The following is a 26,652-nucleotide window of genomic DNA, read 5'->3' as shown; positions in this document are numbered from 1 at the left end:
CTGTCCTAAATGTGCTGACATTTTTCCCGCTTATCCGTACCATACACGCCACAGTTTTTATATCAGACTTCTTTTGCCGGACTATCCGGCGTGATGCATACTCTTCTGATGCCACACTATGAATTGAGCCTCTATTAAATGTCGCAAAATCAAGATATTAGCAAGAAAGAACAATACAACCTGAACAAATTGCAAAAACGTCTGCGTCGTAACGTGGGCGAAGCCATTGCCGACTTCAATATGATCGAAGACGGCGATCGCATTATGGTGTGTCTTTCCGGCGGGAAAGACAGCTATACCATGCTGGAGATCCTGCGTAATTTGCAGCAAAGCGCCCCGATCAGTTTTTCCTTGGTTGCGGTTAACCTCGATCAAAAACAACCCGGCTTCCCAGAGCACATTCTGCCGGAGTATCTGGAACAGCTGGGCGTTGAGTACAAGATTGTCGAAGAAAACACTTACGGGATCGTCAAAGACAAAATCCCTGAAGGCAAAACGACCTGCTCGCTCTGCTCTCGCCTGCGTCGCGGCATTCTGTACCGTACGGCAACCGAGTTAGGTGCCACCAAGATTGCGCTCGGCCACCATCGCGACGACATCCTGCAAACGCTGTTTTTAAACATGTTCTACGGCGGAAAAATGAAAGGTATGCCGCCGAAGCTGATGAGTGATGACGGTAAGCACATCGTGATCCGCCCGCTGGCTTACTGCCGTGAGAAAGATATCGAGCGCTTCTCCGAAGCGAAAGGTTTCCCGATTATTCCGTGCAATCTGTGCGGCTCACAGCCTAACCTGCAGCGTCAGGTCATTGCTGACATGCTGCGTGACTGGGACAAACGCTATCCAGGTCGGATTGAAACCATGTTCAGTGCGATGCAGAACGTTGTGCCTTCACATCTGAGCGATATCAATCTGTTCGATTTTAAAGGCATTAAGCACGGTTCAGAGGTTGTGGACGGCGGTGATTTAGCGTTCGATCGTGAAGAGATCCCGCTGCAGCCTGCGGGTTGGCAGCCAGAAGAAGATGATGCTCAACTGGATGAGTTACGCCTGAACGTGGTGGAAGTGAAGTAAGTCGATTATGTAAACGCCCTATCAGGCCTACAACGAGCATATACCCGTTGTAGGCCTGATAAGCGGAGCGCCATCAGGCACTCCAATGGGTATTTATTTCAATAAACGAACTCGACAAGTCTTGCCTTTAATCTTACCGTTTTGCAATTGTTTCCACGCCTTGTGCGCTATGTTCTGGCGAACGGCGACATAGACGTGTGCCGGATGAACGGCAATTTTGCCGATATCGGCGCCATCCAGGCCAATATCACCGGTCAGAGCCCCCAGAACATCACCAGGACGCATTTTAGCCTTTTTGCCACCATCAATGCATAATGTCGCCATCTCTGCTTCCAGCGGCAGGATTGACACGTTAGCTGGCGCTGGCAGCCAGTTCAGCTTCAATTGCAGCATTTCAGAAAGAATATTGGCACGCTGTGCTTCTTCCGGCGCACAGAAACTAATCGCCAGACCGCTGTTACCGGCTCGCGCGGTACGTCCGATACGATGGACATGAACCTCCGGATCCCACGCCAGTTCGAAGTTAACTACCAGTTCGAGTGATTTAATATCCAGGCCACGTGCGGCCACATCGGTGGCAACCAGAACGCGTGCGCTGCCGTTGGCAAAACGCACCAGCGTCTGGTCGCGATCGCGCTGTTCAAGATCGCCATGCAGTGAAAGTGCGCTTTGCCCCGCCGCATTCAATGCGTCACACACGGCCTGACAGTCTTTTTTGGTGTTGCAAAAAACGACGCATGAAGCAGGCTGATGCTGGCTGAGCAATTTTTGCAGCAGCGGAATTTTTCCGTGGCTGGAGGTTTCGAAAAACTGCTGTTCAATCGCCGGTAACGCATCGACCGTATCAATTTCAATGGTTAATGGATTTTGTTGCACCCGGCCACTGATGGCGGCAATGGCTTCCGGCCAGGTCGCAGAAAACAGCAAGGTCTGGCGAGAAGCTGGTGCAAAGCGAATGACATCTTCAATTGCATCGCTAAAGCCCATATCCAGCATGCGGTCGGCTTCATCCATAACCAGCGTATTCAAGGCTTCCAGAGAAACGGTGCCTTTTTGCAGGTGGTCGAGTAAACGCCCCGGCGTGGCGACAATAATATGAGGTGCATGCTGCAGAGAGTCACGCTGTGCACCAAAAGGCTGCCCACCGCACAGCGTTAAGATCTTGGTGTTTGGCAGAAAGCGCGCTAAACGACGCAGTTCACCCGCCACCTGGTCGGCAAGCTCTCGGGTTGGGCACAGCACCAGAGACTGCGTCTGAAACAGCGCGGCATCAATATGCTGTAATAGCCCAAGACCAAAAGCAGCCGTTTTGCCACTGCCGGTTTTAGCCTGCACGCGAACATCTTTCCCCGCCAGGATTGCCGGTAATGCAGCAGCCTGAACAGGCGTCATTTCAAGATAACCCAGCTCGTTAAGGTTCTCGAGTTGAGCAGCAGGTAAAACATTCAGGGTTGAAAAAGCGGTCACAATTTAATCTCGCGGTAAAAACTCACATTCAGCAGGCGCGTATCCTCGCAGATCTACGCCTACGATGCGACAATTTAATAGGTTCTTCATCCGGCGGCGGATCCGGCATTGGCTGCGGACGAGGAATGGGATCGGGAATGGGAACCGGGTCAGTCGGGAGCGAATCCGTGTGCGCAGTTGCAATCAGACAGGTCATATACTCCTCCAGTCATTCAGGTTGACTCTTTTAGGGTAGACGCTGATTTCCTGCAGGCAAAAAAAAGCCGACTAATCTAAGTCGGCGTCGTACGAATCAATTGTGCTATGCAGTAATTCAAAAAAGGAAGTAAGACAATATGGAGCGCAACGCCCATCGCTTGACGTTGCATTCACCTGCGAGAGAGATATTGCCCCGAATAGGTAGATGGTTTATTGACCTCGCTCAAAATTCAGGACGTTTTCATGCGCAAAAGTCACTAAAAAACGTTGTTGTTACAACCATTTACTACGATGCAACCATAAAGTAACACCACCAATCAGGACCACTAACAGAATACAAAAAAGTGAGAAACCGAACTGCCAACCACCGCCAGGGATACCGCCGAGGTTAACGCCGAAAAGCCCGGTTAAGAATGTGCTGGGAAGAAAAACCATTGCCATCAATGACATTGTATACGTTCGGCGAGCCAGAGACTCCTGCATCACCTGCGCAATTTCATCCGCCATGATACCGGTCCTGGCAATACAGGCATCGATTTCATCCAGTCCTCTCCCCAATCTGTCAGCGATATCCTGCATCCGTCGCCGATGGTCGTCAGTCATCCAGGACAACCGTTCGCTCGCCAGGCGGGCATAGACATCACGCTGTGGCGCCATATAACGGCGCATCACAATTAACTGCTTACGCAGTAATGCCAGGAAGCCACGCGGCGGGATCTGCTGATCGAGCAGGTTATCTTCCAGATCGATAATTTTGTCGTGCAACTGTTCGATAAATTCGCTGGCATGATCGGTCAGCGCATCACAAACATCCACCAGCCAACCGCCACAATCAGCCGGCCCTGTACCTTCCTGGAGGTCGCTGACCACGTCATCCAGTGCCAGCACTTTGCGCTGACGCGTTGAGACAATCAGACGCTCATCCATATATAAACGCATCGCTACCAGTTGGTCAGGCCGCTCGTCGGTGCTACCGTTGATACAGCGCAGCGTAATTAACGTACCTTCTCCTACCCTGCTGACACGCGGGCGCGTGCTTTCACCCGCCAGCGCATCACGCACGTTATTGGGGAGTAAGGGCGTTGTCGCCAGCCATTGCGCACTTTCAGGATGAGTATAATTAAGATGCAGCCAGCAGGGATGCTGAGTGTCGATAACATCGTTATCTTCCAGTGGTTTCACCCCACCACGCCCATCCAACAGCCAGGCAAACACGGCATCCGGCACATTAACATCCGTTCCCTTAATGGCTTCCACAGCGCCTCCACAAACATTCAGCTTTTTTCGTTAGTCTAGCCGTCAGAATATGTTAAGCAATATCTCATTGTCCCATTGTGCTGAAATGACTCATAAAAGTATCTGATAACAAAAAAGCGCCGACAAATGTGGCGCTTGTTACGAGGCACCCTGTTAAGCCCGCTGGCGTCTCTCAGATTCAAAAGCGTGACTTAAACGAAACTTGTGCGTTCGCGACTGGAGGTCAGTCACTTGATTTTTCAGAATATCCGAAGAGTCAGACAGTTCATCCACCATAATGGCGTTACTCTGGGTAACGTTTTCCAGTTCCGCGAGCGCATGAGTAATACTGATGATCCCTTTCTCCTGCTCCTGCGTAGTGGTTAATATCTCGCCCATCAGTTGGTTTAATTGCCCGGCGCCACCAACAATATCCTGCATATTTTTTTCAGCTTCACGCACAATAGCCGCGCCTTGCTGAACGTTTTCATGAGTTTGGGCAATCAGATGTTTAATATTCTTAGCGGCATCTGCGCTACGGTGCGCGAGCATTCGTACCTCTCCGGCCACCACGGAAAAACCTTTGCCATGTTCTCCCGCTCTCGCCGCTTCTACGGCGGCATTCAATGCCAGAATATTTGTCTGGAATGCTATACCATCTATCAGGGTAATAATTTCTGTCATCTGCTGGGCGCACTCGGTGATCGACTGCATATTGGTTGCGACCTGCACCATTAAATCACCGCCCTGCCGGGCAGATAGTGTTGCAATATTGGCCTTAGCACTCGCCATTTGCGTATTCTCTGCATTGTTACGCGTGCTGACCGCTATTTCATCCATGTTGGCAGCCGTTTGCATTAATGCTCCGGATTGCTGCTCTGTTTTTACTGATAACTCAGCGCTGCGTTCCGCGAGCTGTTCAGAGAGCGCCATCGCCGTTTGCGAAGATGTTCTGATCTCATTAACGAGTGTTGAAATATTACTTGATAAACTATTAATACCCGGTATTAATCTCCCCGCACAGTTATTGCCAAACTCTGGAATACTAATCGCCAGATTCCCGGAGGTTACCTCCTCAATGCTTCTTTTAACCGTATTAATTGACACGACCAAATATTTCGTCATGTACCACCACAAACATAATATAGAAGTAAAACTGACCAAATTAGTTCCAATGATAATTACCGGGGGAGCAGAAAATATCATTTCAAAAACATTCAGAGCGACCGCCGTAATGAGCAGAAATAAAATAATAAAGGTTCTGACGCTAATATCATTTAACATTTTAGTCCTGTGCGCTAAGAAATAACGTGGATATTATTTTTTATAGCATCTGCAATGCAGATTTCCATAACGCGGAGACGAAAGACGAACTTTCAATGAGAGTCTGCAATCCTTTCACTTAAGACAGGCAATCACACTATTAATTTACATTAACCAGGTGTTTTATCCTACAAAGGATGATACTGGCGCTTGTCGCTAGATTATTGTGATGGCAAGCACGCTGTGTGCATAAAATGCACAGAATTATAAATCTGATGAATATTTGTATAAGTAAAAGTCTATCATTTTCGATGTTTGCCCCTTCCCTCTAATAGTCATTGTAAAAACACAAGAACATCCCAGGTTTTATCAGGTTAACTGGACAAAACCTGCTAAATTTATCATCACGTCTTTTTTTTGATAGGTAGTAAGATGTTGCACGTGTCGTGGGACCCTGTATTGATTGGGATTTCCTTTATTGTCGCGTTTATTGCCTCCTTTATTGCTCTCGACAGCGCGGGCAAAGTGGCAATTTCCAGCAGACGTGAATCTACCTTCTGGCGACTCTCTGGCGGTGCTACGCTGGGTATGGGGATCTGGTCGATGCATTTTATCGGTATGCTGGCCATGAAAATGAGTATGCCAATAAATTACCATTTATCCCTCACCGCGTTTTCGTTCTTTATTGCGCTCATTTCTGCGACAGTCGCCATCAATATCGCCATTTCTGGTAATACGCTATCAACAAAACGCCTGCTCATTGCTACCAGCATATTAAGTGCCGGTGTTGTTACAATGCACTACGTTGGTATGTATGCCGTTATCGAACATGTGGCTATAACCTGGGATCGCTCGCTGATCCTGCTCTCCGTGATTATTGCCGTCGCTGCGTCTGGCGTGGGTTTGTGGCTGGCCTTTCACTTACGCCAAAATAGCCGTCGAGCGCTAATAAATCGGCTTATTGCTGCCTTTATTATGGCGCTGGCAATAGCATCTATGCATTACACCGGTATGGGAGCCGCTACGTTCACCCATTTTGGACACACTGCGCACGATGGTCTCAGCACGCTGGAACTTTCTATCTGGGTCTGCGCCGTCACGCTTGTTATTTTGGGGATCATGCTGGTGGTTTCGATGGTGGATTCGCAACTCCGTACCTCCCGACTGGCTGACAATCTGCATCAGTTGAACTGCCAGCTTGAGCATCAGGTTCACTTCGACGCGCTGACCGGTCTCGCTAATCGTACGCAAATAGACACCTGCTTACTGGCCTGCCTGCGGCATTCTAAACTGCATCAGCAGCATTTCGCGTTGGTATTTATCGACCTCGATCGTTTTAAAGTCGTTAACGATACCTGGGGACATCACATTGGCGATCAGCTACTGATAGCCAGTACACAGCGAATCTTCACTTGCCTTGATGACTCAATGACGCTGGCAAGACTGGGGGGCGATGAATTTATCCTACTGGTTCCAGACTGCAACCAGCAGGATATCTCCGCCCTGCTGACGCGGATTGCCGATGTGATCGGTGAACCCTTTACCTTGTTCGAACATACCATTCGGGTTTCGTTAAGTGCGGGGAGCAGTATTTACCCTGAGCATGGCTCAACGCTGCATGAGCTAAAAGTGAAGGCCGATATGGCGATGTATCATGTCAAACAGGCGGGCAGAAACGGCTGGGCTATTTATCATCCGGAAATGGAAGCTATCGCGGATACACCGCCGACATTTTTACAAGAATTGTCGCAAGCGCTTGAACGCAACCAGTTTGAGCTATGGTATCAGCCTAAATATACCGCTGGAGATCATTCCCTGACCGGTTTTGAAGCATTATTACGCTGGCATCATCCAGAACGCGGCATGCTGCTGCCAGCCGAATTTCTTTCTGCGTTGGAAGATACGGGCCTGATTATTCCCGTTGGGAAATGGGTTATCCAGCAGGCATGCCTGCAGTTGCATCAATGGAAATTACAGGGAAATACAGAATGGACGCTCGCCGTTAACCTCTCACCCGCCCAGTTTGAACAGCATGATATTATTGATGTTGTTTGTAATGCCCTGGCGCAGTATCAACTGTCACCTGCCTGCCTCACGCTGGAACTCACTGAAAGCACCGCCCTTAAAAATTTGAAACGCAGTGTGGAAGTCCTGAATGCTTTTTCTGCTTTGGGGATCACCGTATCTATTGATGATTTCGGTACAGGTTATTCAAATATATTGATGCTGAAGTCTCTTCCGGCGCGCGAATTAAAAATTGACAGGATATTTGTCAAAGATATCAGCGAGAACAGCAAAAACACAAAAATTGTGTCTACCATTATTGACATAGCTCACTCCATGAATATGCGTGTGGTGGCAGAAGGAATAGAAACCCAGGAACAGGAAATACTCCTTACTCAGATGGGGTGTAGCATGCTGCAAGGTTTCTTGTTTGCAAAACCGCTGCCAGCACATAAGATTCATGAATTGATACAACAAGAAAACAGCATCAAGCAAAAGCCAGTTGTACCCCCCTTGTCTCACCGACAATCAATAACATTGTGAGACGTAATATCTAAAAATATTCGCCATTTAACAGGCAACACAGCAGATAAAAATAACGGGATTATCGATGAGCACAACCGAGCTGCATTCACTGGATTTATTAACCATTCCGGTGTGGATTGTTTTGCCACATACCGAAGAGCTGGTGTTCGCTAATAACGTTGCACGGGAGCTAATGCAGGGTCTCTGTTTTTCCCCGCTCCGCAAGGGAACATTTTCAACGCATGCTCAAAATGATTTAACTATGTATCTCAGCGACTTGAGAAATCATCACCATGTAGTGGAAATTCTCACGGTTTACCGCGACGGTGAAGAGATTGCGATGGCAAGTCGCCTTTCCATTAAACCCCTGCCAGGCATGGGTGAAGTCATCCTTTTCGAAGGCATTGAGACGCCTACTGCACAGGGTCTGAAAGCGAGCCGTTCAGCAACCTATCAGCGGAAAAAGCAGGGATTTTATGCACGCTTCTTCCAGACTAATTCCGCGCCAATGTTACTTATTGATCCGTCACGCGATGGGTTGATCGTGGATGCAAACCTCAGTGCGCTCAATTTTTATGGATACACTCATGATGTGATGTGTCAGAAACATACATGGGAAATCAATATGCTGGGCCGCCATATACTTCCGGTGATGCATGAAATCGCCCATCTGCCCGGCGGCCATAAACCTTTACATTTTGTCCATAAACTGGCTGATGGGACTTCCCGTCACGTGCAAACCTACGCCGGACCGATCGAAATTTACGGTAATAAACTGATGTTGTGCATTATTCATGACATTACCGAACAAAAGCGGCTGGAACAGGAGCTGGAGCGTGCGGCCCTGCGAGATGTTTTAACGGGATTACTTAACCGCCGACATTTTTATCAGGTAACCGAGCCGGAGCAGACGCAAGCGATATCATTGACGCAGGACTACAGCCTGTTGTTGATCGATACGGATCGCTTTAAAAGCATTAACGATCTGTTTGGCCATTTAAAAGGCGACGAAGTGCTTTGTGCTCTGGCACGCACCCTGGAATCCTGTGCGCGAAAAGACGATCTTATTTTTCGCTGGGGTGGTGAAGAATTTGTGCTGCTCCTGCCGCGAACGTCGCTGGATGTCGCTCTCAACCTCGCAGAAGTGATCCGTGCGACGGTGGCAAAGGTGACTCTCCCTGGCCTTCCCCGCTTTACCGTCAGCATTGGTGTAGCACGGCACGAAACAAATGAAAGTATCGATGAGTTATTCAAACGTGTTGACGACGCGTTGTACAAAGCCAAGAACGAAGGCAGGAACAGAGTGCTGGCCGCCTGATGTTTACGTCGTTCAGCGACTACGTTTAGCGTGACGCTCCCAGTTATCCTGTTTTGCCTGCGCGGTTTTACGCAATGCCACATAGCATGCCCCGCTGCCGCCGTGATGCGGCAGTGCGGCGCAGTATGCTTGCACGTCGTCAAATTCCGTCAACCAGCGCGCTACGTAGCTGCGAATAATATTGGCATGAGAATTATCGTCACGTCCCTTGCCGTGTATCACCAGCACATTACGCAACCCTTCTTGCTGCGCCTGCAGAATAAAGCTAAAGAGCATCTGACGACATGTTTCAACAGGTTGGCGAATAAGATTAAGACTCGCCTGCTGCGGATATTTTCCGTTTCGCAGCTTGTCAGTCACACCGTTCTGTAAACCTTCGCGACGAAACTCGAGCGGCACACTTAACGGGACAATATCGAGAAATCCCGTCGAGAGAAAATTATCCAGTTGAAGCGTATCGATACGCGCCGGAGTGCGAAGATTACGCATGGGCTGCCAGTGTACATCGGTATGGCTTTTCAGCGGTTGAACATCCCCCATAGCGTCAAGAAACAACGATGCATCATCAAGGTTCATGTTTCATCCTCCAGCGTATTGCGACGGGCATTATCATAACCGCGCACTATTATACCGACAACTATACCGGTAACGGTTTACGGTTATTTCCAATAATTAACCGGATCCGTCGCGCTGAACCGATCTACTCACAACAAGTTGATATCCATTTTTAGAGGTATAGCTGCGACGGTCACTGGCGTGATAATGTGTAGCCTCCCCTGAATGCTGTAATGAGAGAAACGGATGCTTAACTTACTGGAAGACACCATCGACACGCCGCTGGGCCCGCTGTGGGTTATTTGTGATGAGCAATTTCGCCTGCGCGCAGTGGAATGGGATCAGCACAGCGATCGCATGGAACAATTGCTGGATATTCATTACCGCACAGAAGGTTACCAGCGCATTACCGCCAAAAACCCAGGTGGATTAAGCGACAAACTCGCTGAGTATTTTGCCGGAAACCTCAGCATCATTGACACGCTGGAAACGGCAACCGCTGGGACGCCTTTCCAGCGTGAAGTCTGGCAAGCGTTACGCACTATCCCCTGCGGGCAGGTCATGCATTATGGTCAACTGGCCGAACAGTTGGGACGCCCCGGTGCTGCAAGAGCCGTCGGCGCAGCTAATGGCTCCAATCCAGTAAGCATTGTGGTCCCCTGTCATCGCGTCATTGGACGTAACGGCACCATGACCGGATATGCCGGTGGCGTACAACGAAAAGAGTGGTTATTGCGCCACGAAGGTTATTTGCTACTCTAGATTCCAGGCAATTAATGCCTTATCCATCACACTTCCGCATAATGTGACCCCAAATTAATTGTGGTTAATCAAGCAGATACAAACATTCACTCCAGTTATGCCTGAATTATTCTCTATTGGGAGTAGCTCAGGCTTACGTGCTCACCAAAAAGATGTTAAAATTGACAAATATCAATTACGGCTTGAGCAGACCTATGATCCCGGAAAAGCGAATTATACGGCGCATTCAGTCTGGCGGTTGTGCTATCCATTGCCAGGATTGCAGCATCAGCCAGCTTTGCATCCCGTTCACACTTAACGAGCATGAGCTTGACCAGCTCGATAACATCATCGAGCGCAAAAAGCCTATCCAAAAGGGGCAGACGCTCTTTAAAGCAGGTGATGAGCTTAAATCACTCTATGCTATCCGCTCCGGAACGATTAAAAGCTATACCATTACCGAACAAGGCGATGAGCAGATTACTGGCTTCCATCTGGCGGGCGATCTGGTCGGTTTTGACGCGATTGGCAGCGGACATCACCCGAGCTTTGCTCAGGCGCTGGAAACCTCAATGGTATGCGAAATTCCTTTCGAAACCCTTGATGACCTGTCCGGCAAAATGCCAAATCTGCGTCAGCAGATGATGCGTCTGATGAGTGGCGAAATCAAAGGCGACCAGGATATGATCCTGTTGTTGTCGAAGAAAAACGCTGAAGAGCGCCTGGCGGCCTTTATCTACAATTTGTCTCGTCGCTTTGCCCAGCGTGGATTCTCGCCTCGTGAATTCCGCCTGACCATGACCCGTGGTGACATCGGTAACTACCTCGGTCTGACGGTTGAAACCATCAGCCGCCTGCTGGGTCGTTTCCAGAAAAGCGGTATGCTGGCGGTGAAAGGCAAATACATCACTATTGAGAATAGCGACGCGCTGGCGGTTCTTGCTGGCCATACGCGTAACGTAGCGTAATCTTTCCGCAAGCATCTCTGTTATCCTTCTGTCAAATCGCTAAATTATCCCGATTTATTGATCTGGCAGGAGGTTATTCCCTGTTTCAAACCACATTATTGGGTTACTCTTTTAGTTACAAACTGCGATGACAGTTGTAAGGAGACCCTGTATGGCTATGTATAAAAATATGCTGGTCGTCATCGACCCGAACCAGGACGATCAACCAGCATTACGGCGAGCTGTTTATTTGCATCAACGGATTGGTGGCAAAATTAAAGCCTTTTTGCCGATCTATGACTTTTCCTATGAGATGACTACCCTGCTGTCGCCCGATGAGCGTACGGCAATGCGTCAGGGGGTTATCAGCCAGCGAACTGCATGGATACGTGAACAAGCGAAATACTATATCGAAGCAGGGATCCCTCTGGAGATTAAAGTGGTCTGGCATAACCGACCCTTTGAAGCCATCATTCAGGAAGTCATCAGTGCCAAGCATGACCTGGTCCTCAAGATGGCGCACCAACACGACCGCCTCGAAGCCGTAATATTTACGCCAACCGACTGGCATTTATTGCGTAAATGTCCAAGTCCGGTATGGATGGTGAAAGACCAGCCATGGCCTGAAGGGGGTAAAGCACTGGTTGCAGTAAACCTCGCCAGTGAAGAGGCTTATCACAACGCGCTCAATGAAAAACTGGTCAAAGAGACGCTACAGCTTGCAGAACAGGTTAACCATACCGAAGTGCATCTGGTAGGCGCCTACCCTGTTACGCCAATCAACATCGCGATTGAACTGCCTGAATTTGATCCCAGCGTTTATAACGACGCAATCCGTGGACAGCATCTGCTGGCCATGAAGGCGCTACGCCAGAAATTCAGTATTGATGAGAAAGTGACGCACGTTGAAAAAGGCTTACCTGAAGAGGTCATTCCTGATTTAGCCGAGCACCTACAGGCAGGTATTGTGGTATTGGGGACCGTCGGACGTACCGGTATTTCTGCCGCGTTCCTTGGTAATACCGCGGAACAGGTTATCGATCATCTACGCTGTGACCTGCTGGTCATCAAGCCAGATGAATATCAGACGCCAGTTGAACTGGACGACGAAGAAGACGATTAACCACATAATAAAATGCCGGATGGCGATATCATCCGGCATTTTAAACGCCTATTGTTGCTCCTCGCCGCCGAGGAAATAGATACCAAGCGGGATAGCCAACAGAATCGTAAACACCATGCTGTAGACACAAATCATTGCAGATTGAATGGCATACATTGAAGCGGTCCAGTCGGATAGCGGAATGTCATACTGTTCAATAACGCCGCCGATCGTCGCGCGCGTCACGACCGACGCTGCGATAATAAACACTCCAAGCAGGCACAACAGAAACTTCCGTCCCTTCGCTGTTTTCAGCTTAGCCATGATCATAGTACTGTCCTTTTGCAGATGAAAACCTTGTTACTTTGCGCTAACAATACCATGACATCAACTGACTGTCTGCTACATAAACCGCATACAGGGTTGACGTCAGCATTATTTCGCTGAAAATAACGCTGATTGCATTATTTATCTCTCCTTTTGATTAATGATCTGACCACCCTAACTGAGTAAAATATCCGGGGATTAAGATGTCAGATGATATTTAGATAACATGGAGTTGCCAGGAAGAATCATGATCGCTGAACTGTTTATGAATAATGCGTTTAATTTGACGGTAATTCTCAGTTGCTGTGCCGCGCTGGTCCTGATGAGCGTCTGGTATCATCGTGAAGAGCGTCGCTGCAAAGGATTCATATTTCATGCCGCACAATTTTTTGTCTATGCCATTATCATTGGGACGTTTGGCAGCATTGCTAATAACGTTATCGAAAGTTACAGCCTGAAATTTATCTCCCCCAGCGTGGTCGACTTTATCTGCACCTCATTGATTGCGTTAATCCTGACCATCAAACTTTTTCTGGTGATTAATCAGTTTGAAAAGACGCAGATTAATAAAGGTAGAGATATCACCAGCGCGAGGATCCTGTCGCGTATCATCAAGATTACCATCGTGGTTGCCATCATTTTACTGTATGGCGAACACTTCGGTATGAGCTTATCCGGCCTGTTAACCTTTGGCGGCATCGGCGGTATCGCTGTGGGTATGGCGGGGAAAGATATTCTGAGCAACTTCTTCTCAGGCATTATGCTCTATTTCGACAGACCGTTTAGCATCGGCGACTGGATCCGCTCCCCGGACCGCAATATTGAAGGCACTGTGGCCGAAATTGGCTGGCGAATGACTAAAATAAACACCTTCGACCATCGTCCGTTGTATGTGCCAAACTCGATTTTCTCCTCCATCAGCGTAGAAAATCCAGGGCGCATGACCAACCGGCGTATTAAAACGGTGATCGGGTTACGATATGAGGATGCCGATAAAGTCGGTGCTGTTGTCGAGTCGGTCAGAGAAATGCTGCAAAACCACCCAGGAATAGACCAGAAACAAACTCTGTTGGTCTATTTTAATGAATTTGCCGATTCATCGTTGAATATCATGGTGTATTGCTTCACGAAAACCACCGTCTGGAAGGAATGGCTCGCGGTACAGCAAGACGTTTATTTAAAGATTATCACGATAGTCCAGGCAAATGGCGCCGACTTTGCGTTCCCCAGCCAGACGCTGTATATGGATAATCCTGAAGCATCGCCGTCGACACACTAACAAAAAAAGACGCGGAAGTCCGCGTCTTTTTTGTACTTATTTCAATGAGGCAATATCAATTACAAAGCGGTATTTCACATCGCTTTTCAACATCCGCTGCCAGGCATGATTAATATCCTGAATATTGATCACTTCGACATCGGCGGTAATACCATGCTGACCGCAAAAATCGAGCATCTCTTGCGTTTCGGCAATACCGCCAATAACTGAACCCGCCACAGACCTACGTCCAAGGATCAGGGGAACCGTATTCAGAAACGGATCCAACGCACCGAGATAACCAACCAGCACCAGCGTACCGCTTAGTGCCAGGGTTGGGATATACGGGTTCAGGTCATGAACGTAGGGCACAGTATCGATAATCAGATCAAACTGATTCGCTGTCGCTTTCATCTGCTCACTGTCAGTGGAAAGCACAACATGACTGGCACCCAAACGTCTGGCATCAGCTTCTTTGCCCGGTGAACGCGTAAACAGCGTAACTTCCGCGCCCAGCGCATTTGCAAGTTTGATTGCCATATGCCCAAGTCCCCCCAGACCAACAACCGCGACTTTACTGCCCTCGCCTACCTGCCAGTGGCGCAGAGGCGACCATGTCGTGATCCCGGCGCAGAGCAGCGGTGCCGCACCGCGTAAATCGATCCCTTCAGGAACCTTCACCACAAACTTTTCAGTAACGACAATTTTGTCAGAATAGCCGCCGAAAGTGGGCAGACCGTCATGACGGTCGATATCGTTATACGTTAGCGTGTTGCCTTCTTCGCAATATTGTTCCTGCCCTTGTTCACAGGCGCTACAGTGTTGACATGAATCAACCATGCAGCCTACCCCTGCGAGATCGCCCACGTTGAATTTCGTTACCGATTTACCAACATGCACCACGCGGCCAATGATTTCATGCCCTGGTACCATCGGATATTTAGCACCGCCCCAATCGTTGTAGGCGTTGTGGATATCCGAGTGGCAAACACCGCTGTATAAAATATCGATAACCACATCATCTTCACGCGGGTCACGACGAACAAAACTATGGGGGACTAAATCTTCTTTCACCGCCAGAGCAGCATAACCCTTCACGTTCATGACCATTGAGATCTCCTCAGGGATTAGGTGTTACCAGAACCAGCATAGTTCAAGGCAGCAGGTTGTACTCAGCGTCGCTAACCGGTTCCAGCCATTCGTTCGACGCGCCAGGGGCCGGGATTTCCACGGCGATATGGGCAAACCAACTATCACGCGCAGCGCCATGCCAATGTTTCATTCCCGCCGGAATATGCACGACATCACCGGTTTCCAGCTCGCGCGCCGGTTGATTCCATTCCTGATACCAGCCTCTACCACCGGTCACCAGCAATATTTGTCCGCCCTCATGATGAACATGCCAGAAGTTACGACAACCCGGTTCAAATGCGACATTGCCAATTACCACACCTTCCATGGAGAGCATGGTCAGATAGCTATCACCAGTGAAATACTTCGCATAAGCATCATTTTTCTCGCCTCGCGGAAAGACGCTGTTACCATCAAATTGTTGATTCATAATCTCCGCGCTGGCGCTGGGCGCGGTATTCAGTTGATTTTGCATTTCGATTCTCCAAAACGGTGGCGGCATGCGCCACCGGATGCTGAAAACTATAAAAATTATAGAGACTCGACAGGCTGGTGATTAGAGGTGGAAAGAAGGACAAACTTATGAATCATGTTCATTAATAATAAGCGTACGATTTATCCCATGGCGCTTGCTTTAAGCCCTACGCCACAATTTCAATCAGGTTACCGTCCGGATCGCGTATCACCGCTTCGTAATAACCATCGCCCGTAGTGCGCGGACCTGAGACTAATATCCCCTGTTCCTGCGCTTGCATTGCAACGGCATCAACATTTTCATTGCCGCCAACAGAAATGGCGAGGTGTACCCATCCGCAACGATTATTGTCAGGTTGCTGCCCGACAAGACCCGGTTTGTTCATTAACTCAATTGCAATATCCTCGCCAATTTTGACAAAATAAGATTCAAACCCAGGGTTGGTTTTACTGCAGTATTTCTCGTTGATCTTACCGTCAAAAAATGAAACCCAGAAGCGAGCTTGCTGCTCGAGATCCTGTGTCCATAACGCCATATGCGCAATCTTCATAGCGAACCTCTTCCCGTTGTATCCAGAATAGTACGATCCCTGTAAGGGATGTTGACATCGTTAATCATAATGCACGATCATGCACTTTATTGCTCGATGTTTATTTTACCTGGAGTATCTATGCCCGATTACGCCGCATTCCCGGAACAGCGCCAGGCGCTTATCTATCAGATCCTGCAAGAAAACGGCAGAGTCATTTGTTCTGAACTCGCGAACCGATTAGGCGTTTCTGAACATACAATTCGTCGTGACTTGCATGAATTGAGCAAAGATGGCGTATGCAAGAAGGTCTATGGTGGCGCGGTAATTGCACTCCCTGAATCCGAAGACATTGCCGTGCGCAAGGGTATTAATGTGGCCAAAAAGAGCAACATCGCGCAGCGATGTGCCAGACTGGTCAAATCCGGAAGCTGTATTTTTATCGACACGGGTAGCACCAATCTGGCGATGGCAGAAGCTCTGCCCGCCGAACTGGCGTTAACCGTGGTGACAAATTCACCGGAGATTGCCGCCGTTTTGCTAAAAAAACCGCTGTTTGAGGTCATTATGCTGGGCGGCGCGGTACAGAGATCTTCAGGCGGGTGTGTGGGAGCTTCCGCCATCGCACAAGTGCAGGACATTTTATTCGATCAGGGATTTATTGGCGGCTGTGCGATGTCGCCTGAATCCGGCTTAACGGGGTTTGATTACGCGGATTGTGAGTTCAAAAAAGCGGTGATCAAACAATGTAATGAAACTATCGTCGCGCTAACCGCTGAAAAAATCCCAGCCATCGCCCGATATGTCGTTACCGAAAGCAGCAATATTGATGTAATTGTTGTAGAGGACAACATCAGCAAAGAGTACGCCACAGCATTCCAGGCGCACGACATTCGGATTTATACCGTCTAACCGCGGCAGGCTCTCTGAAAACTTACTGTGCTAAACGTCGCTCCTGGCGTCAGCGCGGTGATAGCTGACAGACAATCCAGACGGATTTTTTGCTGATTTTCAGATTGCCCCACTACCAGAAATTCTTCTTTTTCCACGGTGGTACACGTCGTCAACGCTTTAGCATCAAAACATGTGCCATCCGTTAGTTCAATGCGCAACCAATAGTGGTACATGCAGGCGATTTCCAGATAATCATGAAGATCGCAATCTATCGGGTGATACTCTTCGGTCGTGTTCATCGCGTTACCTTCCCCAACGTCTTGTATATTCGGGAAATCACCAACGCAACTTCCCGAACTATCCAGCTATTTCAACGCTTCAATGGGAGCGCCAAAATTAATATGCAGCACATTGCCGTCAATCACCAGCGCCGGAACAGATTTCACGCCAGCCACTTCAGCCTCGGCAACCCGATCAGGATGCTCTCCCAGATGAACCACATCGATTTCAACATCCGCAGACAAGTGCTGCAGAAGAGTTTGTTCTGCGGAAACACAAACCGGGCAACCTGCATGATAGAAACGAGCTTTAGTCATGATACATCTCCTATAAATTATAGTATCGATTCGATACTATAATTTATAGTACGTTGCTTTTATTCTTTGTCAATATAGTTTTTAATCGATACTATATGCCGAGGAGGATTTGTTATGCCCGACATGTCACTTTTCGACGTACTTGACCGGCTTTCCAGCCTGACACGGATGTGGTTTCGCCAGCATCCTTTACTGGTGGATCTTCAGCCAGTACAACTTAGTGCGTTAATGTATCTGGCCCGTTGTAACCGTTATTCCAATACGCCGCTTGGCGTGACAGACTACCTTGGTCTCACCAAAGGTACCGTGTCGCAATCGCTGAAGCTGTTGGAAAACAAAGGGTTGATTGTTCGCAAGCCGGATGACCGTGATAAACGTAGCGTCCATCTCCACTTAAGTGAGTCGGCCAATACCTTACTGGAAGCCCTGCTGCCCCCCACGTTTTTAGTGGAGGGTGAATCGGCAATGGGTGAACGGGCGAGCGTACTCAGAGAGCTGCTGTTAGAACTGTTACGCGGGATCCAGAGGACCAACAATGTGCCTGGCTTTGGTCTTTGCCATAGCTGTCGGTTCCACCAAAAAATCGATGGTCAGGGATTTTGTAATCTGACGAAAGAGAGATTAAGTGAAGAAGATTCGTTGCTGATTTGCCGTGAGCATCAACCGCCGGAAACGTAGAATGGCTGATGCAAAATCACACCAGCCATTATCTCTGTCAGTGCTTAACGATATACATTGTGCGGCTATAGGCCACATCTTCAGGGTTAGTAATCGGATACCCTTTCAGCCATGGTTTAATTAAACGCCCATTAGTGTACTGATAGATCGGCGCAATAGGTGCCTGTTCCATCAGAATCTTCTCCGCAGCGTTATAATCAGCATTGCGCGCTTTTTCTGTATTCTCCAGAGTAGCCTGGGTCAACACTTTATCGTATGCCGGATTATTAAAGCGGGAGATATTGCCCGTATGGGTCGATGTTAATAATGACAGGAACGTAGAAGGCTCATTGTAGTCGCCCACCCAGGAGGCACGGATCACATCAAAATTACCGGTATTACGGCTGTCGATATACGTTTTCCATTCCTGGTTCTGCAGTTTCACGTCAACACCGAGGTTTTTCTTCCACATAGAAGCCACTGCGATAGCAATCTTCTGATGATTTTCTGAGGTGTTGTACAGCAGCGTCAATTTAAGCGGTTTCTGTGGGCCATAACCCGCCGCACGCAGCAGCGTTTTCGCCTGCGCATTCAATTCTTCCTGACTCATTTGCTCAAACGGTGAAGGTTCCGGCACAAATCCTGCCGTTACATCCGGCGTAAAATGCCATGCAGGCTTCTCACCGGTACCCAGCACCTTCTCCGCCATCAGGCGACGGTCGATAGTCATGCTGAGCGCCAGACGCACGCGTGAATCGGCAGTCGGTCCCTTCTGGGTATTAAAGGCATAATAATAAGTACCAAGCTGCGGCGGGGTGTAAACCTGACCCGGGATATCCTTCAACAGTTTCTGGTACATATTTTTCGGGAAGGATTCCGTGATATCAATATCACCAGCAAGATAGCGCTTGGTCGCTGCCGATTCCTGGTTAATTGGCAGGAATGTGACTTTTTGCAGCACTGTTTTGGCGTTGTCCCAATAATGCGTGTTCGGGACAACTTCCAGTTTTTCGTTCACGACGCGATTTTTTAGCACATAGGCGCCGTTACCAATCAGGTTGCCCGGTTTGGTCCACTCTTTGCCGCTCTCAACGTTGGCTTTTTGTACCGGATAAAATGCAAAACTCGCCGTCAGATTGGCAAACCAGGGCAGCGGTTTATCCAGTTGAACTTTCAATGTCCGTGCATCGACAGCACTAACGCCAAGTTTATCAGGCGTGGCTTTGCCATCGATAATAGCCTGAGCATTATTAATGCCCGCCAGCGCAGCAAACCAGGCAAACGGCGACAGCGTTTTTGGATCAACCAGACGCTGCCAGCTGTAGACAAAATCCTGCGCCGTTACGGGCGTACCATCCGCCCATTGCGCATTGTCGCGCAGCGTAAACGTCCAGATGCGGTTATCGTTACTCTTCCACTGGGTAGCGACGCCAGGTACGATCTCACCCTTCTCATTCTGGTTGACCAGCCCTTCAAATAAATCACGAATTACCTGAATCTCAGGGAGCCCGACGGCCTTTGCCGGATCAAGCGACGCCGGTTCGTCTTTTATATGACGCACCAGTTCTTGTTTCTCTGCCAGTACCGTTCCGCTGGGAACATCAGCAGCCCAGGATAAAGAAATGCTGCTAACCAACAACGCACAACAGGTTACTGAAACAGAATGCTGCATAAGATACCCTCGATTCCGGCTACTAAGTGAATGTGTAATTATTTGTATCGCCAGCAGGAAATGCAATTAACTTCCGACAAGAAAGTGATATTACACCTGAAAAGATAAGTGTGTGAAAACGATTTGATTATCCATACATTTTGCACAACACTGCGAGTAACAATCCAAGCATTCAGAGATGACTATGACCGTTACCCGTCCCCGTGCCGAGCGCGGCGCATTCCCACCTGGAACCGAACATTACGGACGTTCATTGTTAGGCGCACCGCTAATCTGGTTTCCTGCACTGGCAGCCGATCGTGAAAGCGGCCTGATACTGGCGGGAACGCACGGCGACGAAAACTCCTCAGTCGTTACCCTTTCCTGCGCATTGCGTACGCTTAACCCTTCCTTGCGTCGCCATCATGTGGTGCTAGCCGTAAACCCTGACGGTTGCCAGCTTGGGCTGCGCGCAAATGCGAACGGCATCGATCTTAATCGTAACTTTCCCGCCGCAAACTGGAAAGCAGGCGAAACGGTGTATCGCTGGAACAGTAGCGCAGAAGAGCGTGATGTGGTGTTGTTGACCGGCGATCATCCGGGCTCGGAACCAGAAACCCAGGCATTGTGTCAGCTTATTCACCGAATTCATCCCGCCTGGGTAGTCTCTTTTCACGATCCACTGGCCTGTATTGAAGATCCCAGAAGCAGCGAGCTGGGCGCGTGGCTGGCACAATCGTTTGAATTGCCTCTGGTCACCAGTGTAGGTTATGAAACGCCCGGCTCTTTTGGTAGCTGGTGCGCAGACTTAAACTTACACTGTATAACCGCCGAATTTCCGCCCATTTCATCGGATGAAGCGAGCGAAAAATACCTGCTGGCCATGTCCAATCTCCTGCGCTGGCACCCTAGAGATGGAGCAGCCCGGTCGTAAAATGCAGGGCTGGCGCCGCATCGGTGGCAAGCCACGTTGGGCCATCAAGATCGGCAAAGCTAACCAGTGGCGTAAGGGGTAACGCCGCGCCGATCGCCCGGGAGGTACACAGCATGCAGCCCAGCATCAGCGCAAATCCCTGCTCGCGTGCTTCGGTTGCCAGCGCGAGCGCTTCCGTCAGACCGCCTGTTTTGTCCAGTTTGATATTGACCATTTCATAGCGTCCGTGCAGCGCTTTCAGACTGCTACGGGTGTGGCAGCTTTCATCTGCGCAGATGGGTAGCGGATGTACAAAATTCTCCAGCGCGGCATCATCCTGCGCCGGCAGCGGCTGCTCCAGCATCGCAACCCCTAAATCAGCCAGCAGCTGACAGCGTGCCGCAAGGCCTTCTGCCCGCCAGGATTCGTTGGCGTCGACAATAATCGTGGCGTCAGGAACAGCCGCACGAATGGCAACCATTCGCTCACTAATCAAGCGAGCATCCAGTTTAACTTTCAGCAATTTCGCGCCATTTTCCCACAGCGCAGCCGCGCTCGCAGCCATTTGTTCCGGCGAGCCAATCACTACGGTTTGCGCCGTAGTCACCACTTCCGCCAGTTCACTTCCCACTAATTCCGCCAGCGACTGCTGCTGTTGACGCGCGCTTAGATCCCACAACGCGCAATCCACGGCATTACGCGCTGCCCCCGCTGGCAGCTGCTTTTGCAGCTCTTCACGCGTCATTCCGTTTTCCAGTTGTGGCGCAATGCTCATAATTTGCGCCAGCACTGAGGCATCGCTTTCACCGTAGCGCGGGTACGGTGTGCACTCGCCTATACCTGTGACGCCGTTTTCTTCAACTTCGACAACCACCACATGCGCTTCGGTCCGGCTCCCACGGGCAATGACAAAGGGAGTGTGCAGCGGCCAGGCTTCCTCATATACCTTAACTGTTCTCATTTGTTTTCCTTAATGCAGTCCCTGAAGCGGATATCCGCAAATAGCGTTTGCCGTGTTAACTGCTGATGGCATAAACTAGCCTCGACGTTAACTATATGTAAACAGGAAGATAACCATGTCACAAACCGTTCATTTCCAGGGCAACCCGGTTGCAGTTGCCGGCTCTATTCCTCAGGCTGGAAGCAAAGCTCAGGCTTTTACCCTTGTGGCTAAAGACCTGTCTGACGTTACGCTGGGCCAGTTCGCAGGCAAGCGCAAAGTGCTGAATATTTTCCCAAGCATCGATACCGGCGTTTGCGCGGCATCGGTACGTAAGTTTAACCAACTGGCGACAGAAATCGACAATACCGTCGTACTGTGCATCTCAGCCGACCTGCCATTCGCCCACTCTCGTTTTTGCGGCGCGGAAGGTCTGAGCAACGTTATCACGCTGTCCACCCTGCGCAACGCAGAATTCCTGAAAAACTACGGTGTTGAAATCGCTGAAGGCCCGCTGAAAGGCCTGGCCGCACGTGCCGTGGTCGTTATTGACGAAAATGATAACGTTGTTTTCAGCCAGCTGGTCAATGAAATCACCAACGAACCAGACTACACTGCTGCGCTGGACGTACTGAAAGCGTAAGCTGCGTCTGCATACAAAAATGCCTCCGCATGGAGGCATTTTCATTTACGGCATTACTCTTCGCTTTTTTTCTGCTGGCTCAGTCCATACTCACGCAATTTGTTAGCAATCGCAGTATGCGAAACGCCGAGGCGCTTGGCCAGCTTGCGCGTGCTGGGATAATTCATATACAGCTGCGTCAACACGGAGCGTTCAAAGCGGCTGGTGATTTCATCCAGCGACCCTTCCATCACCTCTTCTCCGACAGCAACCGTTGCCGCATCGTAATCCGGCAGCAAAATATCCTGTGGTCGTAGCTCATAGCCTTCTAGCTGGGTCAGCGCCCGGTAGATCGCATTTTTAAGCTGACGCACGTTGCCCGGCCAACCATAACGAGTTAGTACCGTGCTGAGATCTGCAGACAGTTTCGGACGCGGCACGCCCTGCTCGTCGGCAAAACGCGCCACAAACAGTTCGGTAAGCGGCATAATATCTTGTGGGCAATCGCGCAGCGGCGGCAGGTTTAGCGTTAGTACATTAAGACGATAATAGAGGTCTTCACGGAAAAGTCCTTTCTGCACCAGTTCCACAAGGTTCTTTTGCGTTGCGCAAATCACGCGAACATCAACATGAACTTCGTGATCTTCTCCCACGCGACGGAATGTGCCGTCATTGAGAAAACGCAGCAATTTGGTCTGCATACGTGGCGACATTTCGCCAATTTCATCTAACAGAACCGAACCGCCATTCGCCTGCTCAAAGAAGCCTTTTTTACCTTCCGGCGCATGGCCAAACAGCTCGCTTTCAACCGCATCTTCAGGAATTGACGCGCAGTTCAGCGCCAGATACGGTTTTGACGCACGCGGACTTGCCAGGTGGCAGGCATGAGCAAAGAGATCTTTGCCGGTGCCGGTATTACCGGTAATCAGCAGCGGCGCGCTCAACGTCGCCAGCTTGCGCGCCTGTTCCACCACGTGTTTCATTTTGGCGCTGACGGCAATAATCTGGCTAAACGCGCTGAGATCCTGCGTAGTCATATTTTGCAGCTGGCGTCCCATTCGGATAGTGGAGCGCAACATCACCACCGCACCGGTCAGCATCTGCTCCTGATTTTCGCCCTGCAAATGGACAGGCGTAATTTCCATCAGGAAATTCTGTCCGTTAATTACGACATGTTCGCTCTGGGAATCCTGCGGATTGCTTTCCAGCCAGCGCTGGAAGTTAAACCCATTGATTAACTGGGCGGCGGTATGATTGCGCATCCGATCCTGCGTATGCGCGAAAAGCTGACAGCTCGCAGGGTTCGCCATCTCGACTTTGCTTTTCATATCCAGAGAAAGGACCGGTTCTGGCAACGCTTCAAGCAGCGCACTAAGCGCCAGATGTTCACGTTCGGAAGGCATCCAGGGTACGGTACGCACATCCGTAACCCCTGAAATACGGCGGATTTCAGCCATCAGACTGCTGAAGTTGGTGAACTCCAGCTCCGCAAAATTAAGGTAAATTCGCCCGATGGGGTCAATCTCGATACCGCGTAAATCAATGCTTCTCAGCACCAGTAAATCGAGCAGTTCGCGGGTCAGACCAAGACGGTCTTCACAAAAGACTTCCAAACGCATAGGAACCTTCACCTGGACAAGGGATTATGTGTTAAATGATAAGCCAGTATTTGGTTTGCAGGAAGAACTCTGTCAACAAATATTGACAGCGAGCTGGAAAATTGGGCGCCGGGGCGTAAAGTTAAACGATCGGCGCCTGTTTATAGCTAACTTTCGCGCGGAGATTTATTCTTTTGTAAGGTCTCTTTCACCTGACCAATCAGTTGGCGGCGGAAATCACCCAGCCGAGGCTTATCATCATCAATCCACGGTAGCGGTCGGCATAGTTCCATGGCTTTGATCCCCAGACGCGCCGTTAATAACCCCGCGCCAATGCCCTGAGCTGCACGTGTCGATAAGCGGGCGGCTAAATCCTGCGACATCCAGTCCATCCCTACTTCCCGCACCAGTTCACTGGCCCCGGCAAAAGCGATATTCAACAGCACCAGACGGAACAAACGCAGGCGGCTGTAATAACCCAGCTCAATGCCATACAGCGAAGCAATACGATTAATCAGCCGCAGATTGCGCCAGGCGATAAACGCCATATCCACCAGCGCCAGCGGGCTGACGGCAATCATCAGCGTGGACTCTGCCGCTGAACGACTAATCTCACGTCGGGCCTGCGCATCCAGTACCGGCTGCACCAGATGAGCATACAGGCTAACCACTTCACGAGCGTTCTGCGTTTCATGAATTGAGGCATACCAGCGCTGCAATGCGGGATGAGACTGATCGATGCCCGCCTGCTGCGCCAGCTTTTCACAAAATGCACGACCTTTTCCGGTTCCATGGCTGTGGAGCAGATCTCGCGCTTCATCGCGCTCGTGCGCGCGCTGACGCAATCGCCATAGCCGGCGCCATTCGGTCGCCACCGATCCAACCCCTGCACCGATAATCAATGCGCCTGCGGCACATCCTCCCAGCGCGACCCAGTCCTGAGTCTGCCAGGCATTCATGGTCCACTGCACCCCCTGAGCGACAACGCTCACGCCAAACAGCGCCAGGCCACCCATCACCATCTTACGCCACAGACTGCGTTTAGGGCGAAGGGCCGCATCAATAACGGCTTCTGCCTGACCTTCGTCTTCCAGTGGTTCATCCACTGTCGCCGGAGAAAAAGTCTGCGCCTCCGTTTCGTTAAACATCTGCTGCGCTTTAAACGCCGCATTTTGTTCCACATCCAGCGGACCTGAGAAATCGATACGCGGTTTTAACGGCTCGCTCATCGCAATTTATCTCCTATCAAAAACTCCAGCGCGGCATCAAGACGGATATGCGGTAAGGGCTTATCGACATCCATCACCTGCGGGCGAAACGCCTCAAACTGAAAGCCCTGGTTGTCCCAAAATGCCTGTCCAGGTAAACGCGCGGGCACTTCCCCCGGATAAACGGTTAGCGGTTCGCCATCGCTCAGACGATTACCACGCAGCGCGGGGATCTTTTCACCTTTCACATCGATCAGGCCGCTGGTGGTTGCCTGCACCGATGCCAGCCCCAGACAATCCATGCTGATACCTTCGAACGCAGCGTTTTGCCAGGCATCCTGAATTAACTGCTGCAATAGCGACACCATATTGGCGTGCTGATCGACGGTGACGTGGTCGGCTTTGGTGGCGGCAAACAGCAGTTTGTCGATCACCGGAGAAAACAGCCGACGAAACAGCGTGCGCTGTCCATAATGGAAACTTTGCATCAGTTGGGTCAGCGCCAGACGCATGTCGTTAAACGCCTGTGGCCCGCTGTTGAGCGGTTGCAGGCAATCGACCAGCACAATCTGACGATCAAAGCGCAGGAAGTGATTCTTATAAAATCCCTTTACGACTTTTTCACAGTAGTAATTAAACCTGTCGCGCAGCATGCCCGCATTGGTGTGTTTATCTGCCTGCGCCAGCTTCGATTCTCCCCAGGCATCAACGTCCGGCCACGGGAAGAATTGCAACGCAGGCGCGCCCGCCATATCTCCTGGCAGAACAAAACGGCCCGGCTGAATAAAGTGCAGTCCCTGCTGCTTGCATTGATGCAGATACTCCGTCCAGGCAGCAGCGATTTCCGCCAGACGGTTTTCGTCAGCAGGTGCCAGTGGATCGAGCCCGTGGCTTAACTGCCGCCATTTTGCCGACCATTCGCCACGCTGACCCTGTAATAATCCGGTCATTTGCCGCGACCAGCTCAAATAATCCTGGGCCAGCATCGGTAAATCGAGCAGCCACTCCCCCGGATAATCGACGATTTCCAGGTACAGCGTGGAGGTGTCTTTAAAGTGGCGCAGTAATGAGTCATTAGACTTGTAACGCAGCGCCAGACGAATTTCACTCACACCGCGCGTTGGTGTCGGCCAGGTCGGCGGAGAGCCATACAGCTGCGCCAGTCCTTCATCATAGGTAAAGCGCGGAATACCAAAATCGCGTTGTGGAACCCGTTTCACGCCAAGCAGACGCTCTTCGCGCACGCAACTGAGCAACGGCAAACGCGCCCCGGCATGAATATTGAGTAACTGATTTACCATTGCGGTGATAAACGCCGTCTTACCGCTCCGGCTAAGTCCGGTGACAGCCAGGCGTAAATGCCGGTCTACGCCACGATTAACCAGCGAATTGAATTCATTTTTAAGTCGCTTCATCGCCATCC

27 protein-coding genes are annotated in these 26,652 nt (G+C 50.1%); 11 read left to right on the top strand and 16 right to left on the bottom strand.

Annotation, left to right across the window (positions count from 1 at the left end; translation table 11 throughout):
- Positions 1 to 138 precede the first annotated feature (138 nt).
- On the top strand, positions 139 to 1,074 hold the full coding sequence (ttcA, locus tag OGX67_RS15690; RefSeq protein WP_003833209.1) for a tRNA 2-thiocytidine(32) synthetase TtcA: 936 nt from the start codon (positions 139 to 141) through the stop codon (positions 1,072 to 1,074).
- 93 nt (positions 1,075 to 1,167) lie between these two features.
- Here ttcA and dbpA read toward each other — a convergent pair whose 3' ends face one another.
- The 4 genes from dbpA to OGX67_RS15670 form a co-directional block, all read right to left on the bottom strand.
- Positions 1,168 to 2,541 carry an ATP-dependent RNA helicase DbpA gene (gene dbpA, locus OGX67_RS15685; protein ID WP_257651174.1) on the bottom strand — a complete coding sequence of 458 codons (1,374 nt, stop codon included), beginning with the start codon at positions 2,539 to 2,541 and terminating at the stop codon, positions 1,168 to 1,170.
- 28 nt (positions 2,542 to 2,569) lie between these two features.
- The gene (ynaL, locus tag OGX67_RS15680; RefSeq protein ID WP_008322343.1) at positions 2,570 to 2,737 is read right to left on the bottom strand and encodes a proline-rich small protein YnaL; all 168 of its coding nucleotides are present in this window, start codon (positions 2,735 to 2,737) and stop codon (positions 2,570 to 2,572) included.
- A 275-nt stretch (positions 2,738 to 3,012) separates the two neighbouring features.
- Positions 3,013 to 3,996 (bottom strand): zinc transporter ZntB, encoded by a 984-nt coding sequence (gene zntB / locus OGX67_RS15675; RefSeq protein ID WP_003020379.1) that lies wholly within the window; start codon positions 3,994 to 3,996, stop codon positions 3,013 to 3,015.
- Between the two features lie 153 nt (positions 3,997 to 4,149).
- Positions 4,150 to 5,259 carry a methyl-accepting chemotaxis protein gene (locus OGX67_RS15670; protein ID WP_286526784.1) on the bottom strand — a complete coding sequence of 370 codons (1,110 nt, stop codon included), beginning with the start codon at positions 5,257 to 5,259 and terminating at the stop codon, positions 4,150 to 4,152.
- A gap of 411 nt (positions 5,260 to 5,670) precedes the next feature.
- On the opposite strand from OGX67_RS15670, the gene OGX67_RS15665 reads away from it, so the two are divergent.
- Positions 5,671 to 7,785, top strand: a complete 2,115-nt coding sequence (locus OGX67_RS15665) for a putative bifunctional diguanylate cyclase/phosphodiesterase (RefSeq protein ID WP_003840816.1) — start codon at positions 5,671 to 5,673, stop codon at positions 7,783 to 7,785.
- Between the two features lie 67 nt (positions 7,786 to 7,852).
- Positions 7,853 to 9,085, top strand: a complete 1,233-nt coding sequence (locus OGX67_RS15660; RefSeq protein ID WP_032949385.1) for a sensor domain-containing diguanylate cyclase — start codon at positions 7,853 to 7,855, stop codon at positions 9,083 to 9,085.
- Positions 9,086 to 9,097: 12 nt separating this feature from the next.
- On the opposite strand, the gene smrA is transcribed toward OGX67_RS15660, so the two are convergent.
- Positions 9,098 to 9,661, bottom strand: a complete 564-nt coding sequence (gene smrA / locus OGX67_RS15655) for a DNA endonuclease SmrA (protein WP_003843940.1) — start codon at positions 9,659 to 9,661, stop codon at positions 9,098 to 9,100.
- Positions 9,662 to 9,886: 225 nt separating this feature from the next.
- On the opposite strand from smrA, the gene ogt reads away from it, so the two are divergent.
- The 3 genes from ogt (at position 9,887) to uspE (ending at position 12,451) form a co-directional block, all read left to right on the top strand.
- Positions 9,887 to 10,402: a methylated-DNA--[protein]-cysteine S-methyltransferase gene (gene ogt / locus OGX67_RS15650; RefSeq protein ID WP_003020394.1), complete on the top strand. Its 516-nt coding sequence runs from the start codon at positions 9,887 to 9,889 to the stop codon at positions 10,400 to 10,402.
- A gap of 194 nt (positions 10,403 to 10,596) precedes the next feature.
- Complete coding sequence (gene fnr / locus OGX67_RS15645; protein WP_003020397.1) at positions 10,597 to 11,349, top strand: fumarate/nitrate reduction transcriptional regulator Fnr; 753 nt, start codon at positions 10,597 to 10,599, stop codon at positions 11,347 to 11,349.
- Between the two features lie 151 nt (positions 11,350 to 11,500).
- A complete protein-coding gene (gene uspE, locus OGX67_RS15640) occupies positions 11,501 to 12,451 on the top strand; it encodes a universal stress protein UspE (protein WP_003840808.1) in 951 nt (316 codons plus the stop codon).
- A gap of 48 nt (positions 12,452 to 12,499) precedes the next feature.
- Here uspE and OGX67_RS15635 read toward each other — a convergent pair whose 3' ends face one another.
- Complete coding sequence (locus OGX67_RS15635; RefSeq protein WP_257651173.1) at positions 12,500 to 12,760, bottom strand: DUF2534 family protein; 261 nt, start codon at positions 12,758 to 12,760, stop codon at positions 12,500 to 12,502.
- Between the two features lie 244 nt (positions 12,761 to 13,004).
- On the opposite strand from OGX67_RS15635, the gene OGX67_RS15630 reads away from it, so the two are divergent.
- Positions 13,005 to 14,036, top strand: a complete 1,032-nt coding sequence (locus tag OGX67_RS15630; RefSeq protein ID WP_003020406.1) for a mechanosensitive ion channel family protein — start codon at positions 13,005 to 13,007, stop codon at positions 14,034 to 14,036.
- A 36-nt stretch (positions 14,037 to 14,072) separates the two neighbouring features.
- On the opposite strand, the gene OGX67_RS15625 is transcribed toward OGX67_RS15630, so the two are convergent.
- The 3 genes from OGX67_RS15625 to OGX67_RS15615 all read right to left on the bottom strand — a co-directional run bounded on the left by OGX67_RS15625 (position 14,073) and on the right by OGX67_RS15615 (position 16,171).
- Positions 14,073 to 15,125, bottom strand: coding sequence for an NAD(P)-dependent alcohol dehydrogenase (locus tag OGX67_RS15625; protein WP_286526781.1), 1,053 nt, complete (start codon positions 15,123 to 15,125; stop codon positions 14,073 to 14,075).
- A gap of 43 nt (positions 15,126 to 15,168) precedes the next feature.
- Positions 15,169 to 15,576 (bottom strand): cupin domain-containing protein, encoded by a 408-nt coding sequence (locus OGX67_RS15620; RefSeq protein WP_257651211.1) that lies wholly within the window; start codon positions 15,574 to 15,576, stop codon positions 15,169 to 15,171.
- Positions 15,577 to 15,787: 211 nt separating this feature from the next.
- Entirely contained in the window at positions 15,788 to 16,171 is a 384-nt protein-coding gene (locus tag OGX67_RS15615) for a VOC family protein (RefSeq protein WP_257651172.1), read from the bottom strand.
- 120 nt (positions 16,172 to 16,291) lie between these two features.
- Here OGX67_RS15615 and OGX67_RS15610 point away from each other — a divergent pair, with 120 nt between their 5' ends.
- Positions 16,292 to 17,062, top strand: a complete 771-nt coding sequence (locus OGX67_RS15610; protein ID WP_257651171.1) for a DeoR/GlpR family DNA-binding transcription regulator — start codon at positions 16,292 to 16,294, stop codon at positions 17,060 to 17,062.
- On the opposite strand, the gene OGX67_RS15605 is transcribed toward OGX67_RS15610, so the two are convergent.
- Positions 17,059 to 17,343: a Rho-binding antiterminator gene (locus OGX67_RS15605; protein WP_003843950.1), complete on the bottom strand. Its 285-nt coding sequence runs from the start codon at positions 17,341 to 17,343 to the stop codon at positions 17,059 to 17,061. The two genes, OGX67_RS15610 and OGX67_RS15605, sit on opposite strands and share 4 nt — an antisense overlap.
- 66 nt (positions 17,344 to 17,409) lie before the next feature.
- Complete coding sequence (locus OGX67_RS15600) at positions 17,410 to 17,640, bottom strand: glutaredoxin family protein (protein ID WP_003020425.1); 231 nt, start codon at positions 17,638 to 17,640, stop codon at positions 17,410 to 17,412.
- Positions 17,641 to 17,754: 114 nt separating this feature from the next.
- Between OGX67_RS15600 and OGX67_RS15595 the strand changes: the two genes are divergently transcribed.
- Positions 17,755 to 18,318 (top strand): MarR family winged helix-turn-helix transcriptional regulator, encoded by a 564-nt coding sequence (locus tag OGX67_RS15595; RefSeq protein WP_044700109.1) that lies wholly within the window; start codon positions 17,755 to 17,757, stop codon positions 18,316 to 18,318.
- A gap of 37 nt (positions 18,319 to 18,355) precedes the next feature.
- Here OGX67_RS15595 and mppA read toward each other — a convergent pair whose 3' ends face one another.
- Positions 18,356 to 19,969, bottom strand: coding sequence for a murein tripeptide ABC transporter substrate-binding protein MppA (gene mppA, locus OGX67_RS15590; RefSeq protein WP_003840789.1), 1,614 nt, complete (start codon positions 19,967 to 19,969; stop codon positions 18,356 to 18,358).
- Between the two features lie 184 nt (positions 19,970 to 20,153).
- Between mppA and mpaA the strand changes: the two genes are divergently transcribed.
- Entirely contained in the window at positions 20,154 to 20,882 is a 729-nt protein-coding gene (mpaA, locus tag OGX67_RS15585) for a murein tripeptide amidase MpaA (RefSeq protein ID WP_003840786.1), read from the top strand.
- On the opposite strand, the gene ycjG is transcribed toward mpaA, so the two are convergent.
- Positions 20,857 to 21,822: an L-Ala-D/L-Glu epimerase gene (gene ycjG / locus OGX67_RS15580; RefSeq protein WP_032949396.1), complete on the bottom strand. Its 966-nt coding sequence runs from the start codon at positions 21,820 to 21,822 to the stop codon at positions 20,857 to 20,859. The genes mpaA and ycjG overlap by 26 nt on opposite strands.
- A 115-nt stretch (positions 21,823 to 21,937) precedes the next feature.
- Here ycjG and tpx point away from each other — a divergent pair, with 115 nt between their 5' ends.
- Positions 21,938 to 22,444, top strand: coding sequence for a thiol peroxidase (tpx, locus tag OGX67_RS15575; RefSeq protein ID WP_003020437.1), 507 nt, complete (start codon positions 21,938 to 21,940; stop codon positions 22,442 to 22,444).
- A 53-nt stretch (positions 22,445 to 22,497) separates the two neighbouring features.
- Here the strand turns inward: tpx and tyrR are convergent, their stop codons facing one another.
- The 3 genes from tyrR to OGX67_RS15560 all read right to left on the bottom strand — a co-directional run bounded on the left by tyrR (position 22,498) and on the right by OGX67_RS15560 (position 26,644).
- Positions 22,498 to 24,042 (bottom strand): transcriptional regulator TyrR, encoded by a 1,545-nt coding sequence (tyrR, locus tag OGX67_RS15570; RefSeq protein ID WP_003020438.1) that lies wholly within the window; start codon positions 24,040 to 24,042, stop codon positions 22,498 to 22,500.
- A 146-nt stretch (positions 24,043 to 24,188) separates the two neighbouring features.
- Complete coding sequence (locus OGX67_RS15565) at positions 24,189 to 25,250, bottom strand: YcjF family protein (protein ID WP_257651170.1); 1,062 nt, start codon at positions 25,248 to 25,250, stop codon at positions 24,189 to 24,191.
- Entirely contained in the window at positions 25,247 to 26,644 is a 1,398-nt protein-coding gene (locus OGX67_RS15560) for a YcjX family GTP-binding protein (RefSeq protein ID WP_003020444.1), read from the bottom strand. Before OGX67_RS15560 ends, OGX67_RS15565 begins: the two co-directional genes overlap by 4 nt.
- Positions 26,645 to 26,652 lie beyond the last annotated feature (8 nt).

This window comes from Citrobacter sp. Cf118, assembly GCF_030334095.1.
GTDB lineage: Bacteria > Pseudomonadota > Gammaproteobacteria > Enterobacterales > Enterobacteriaceae > Citrobacter > Citrobacter freundii.
Note: the sequence above shows the minus strand (reverse complement) of the source record. Positions and strands in the feature narration are given on the sequence as shown.